The organism is Methylobacterium sp. P3_A11 (genome assembly GCF_056403155.1).
The window spans coordinates 1-1,532 of record NZ_JBFUGA010000235.1 but is presented as its reverse complement, the minus strand read 5'-3'; the positions used below and the strand labels follow the sequence as shown (position 1 = coordinate 1,532).

At 77.0% G+C, this 1,532-nt stretch carries 1 protein-coding gene; it reads right to left on the bottom strand.

All coding sequences use genetic code 11. The features are described 5' to 3' along the window. Window positions 1-1,514 (bottom strand): amino acid adenylation domain-containing protein (locus AC1DXK_RS30980; protein ID WP_477299707.1); only part of this gene is annotated, 1,514 nt, incomplete at its 3' end. Between the last annotated feature and the right edge of the window lie 18 nt (window positions 1,515-1,532).

The following is a 1,532-nucleotide window of genomic DNA, read 5'->3' as shown; positions in this document are numbered from 1 at the left end:
GGGTAGCCCAGGACCTCGGACCAGATCCCGGCGAGCCGCCGCTCCGTGGCGGTGCCGGGGGGGCGCCCGCGGCGGTCGTCGGCGGCGGGGTCCGGCAGGGCGGTGCGGTCGAGCTTGCCGTTGGCGGTCACCGGCAGCCGGTCGAGGAGGGTCAGGCGCGTCGGCACCATCGGCTCCGGCAGGGTGCGGGCGAGGCCGGCGCGCAGGCGGCCGGGCTCCGGGCGGCGTCCGCGTGACGGCACCACGTAGCCCGCGAGATAGGGGCCGGCTGGCCCATCCCGTCGCAGGACCACGGCCTCCGCGACTCCGGGCAGGCCACGCAGGGCCGCCTCGACCTCGCCGATCTCGACCCGGTGGCCGCGGATCTTGACCTGATCGTCCGTCCGCCCCGCGAAGGCGAGGCTGCCGTCGGGCCGCCGCCGCACCCGGTCGCCGGTGCGGTACATCCGGCCGCCGCCGGGGGCGAAGGGGTCGGGCAGGAACCGCTCGGCGGTGAGCACCGGGCGCCGCCAGTAGCCGCGGGCGAGGCCGCCGCCGATGTAGAGTTCGCCGGTCTCCCCCTCCCCCACGGGTTCGAGATCGCCCCCGAGCACGTAGGCCGCCCGCGCCCCGACCGGGCCGCCGATCGGCGCGTAGGGCTCCGCGAAGGTCGCGTCCGCCGGCACCGCCCAGATCAGCGGCGAGATCACGCATTCGGTCGGGCCGTAGCCGTTGATCAGCAGCCGGGGCTTCAGGGCGGGGCCGAGCCGCGCGAAGGTCTCCCGGGGCATCCCCTCCCCGCCGAAGGAGTAGACCTGCACCGGGGGGGCCTCGCCCAGGCGTTCGGCCCAGTCGGCGAGCTGGCCGATGAAGCTCGTGGGGAAGCCCGCATGGGTCACCCGGTAGCGGCGGATCTGCGCCAGAGTCTCGGCGGCGGTCCAGAGGTCGGGGCCGCGCAGCACGACGCAGCCGCCGGCCACCAGCGGCGTCATCCAGCGCTCGTGGGCACCGTCGAACGCGAAGGACAGGACGTGGAGTTCGCGGGACTCCGCGTCCATCGCGTAGGCGTCGGCCGTGGTGCGGCAGTGCATGGCGAGCGGCCCGTGCTCCACGAGCACGCCCTTCGGCGTCCCGGTCGAGCCCGACGTGTAGATCAGGTAGGCGGGATCGGCCGGCTCCGGCAGGGCGGGGGCGGCGGTCACCGGGGCGGCCTCCAGCGCGGTCGGATCGAGCCGCGCGATCTCCGGCGGCAGGTCCAGGTGTGCGGCGATCCCGGGGGTGGTGAGGCAGAGCGCGATCCCGGCATCCGCCAGCATCATCCGGACCCGGGCGGCCGGGTAGGCGGGATCGAGGGGCAGGAAGGCCGCCCCTGCGCGCAGCACCCCGAGCAGCGCCACGATCAGGCCGGGGGACCGCTCCATCGCCACCGCGACGCGCTGCCCGCGCCCGATGCCGCGCGCCGCGAGCCCGGCCGCCAGGGCGGCGGCCCGGGTGTCGAGATCGCCCCGGGTGAGCGTCGCGCCGTCGAACAGCACGGCCGGCCGCTCCGGTGC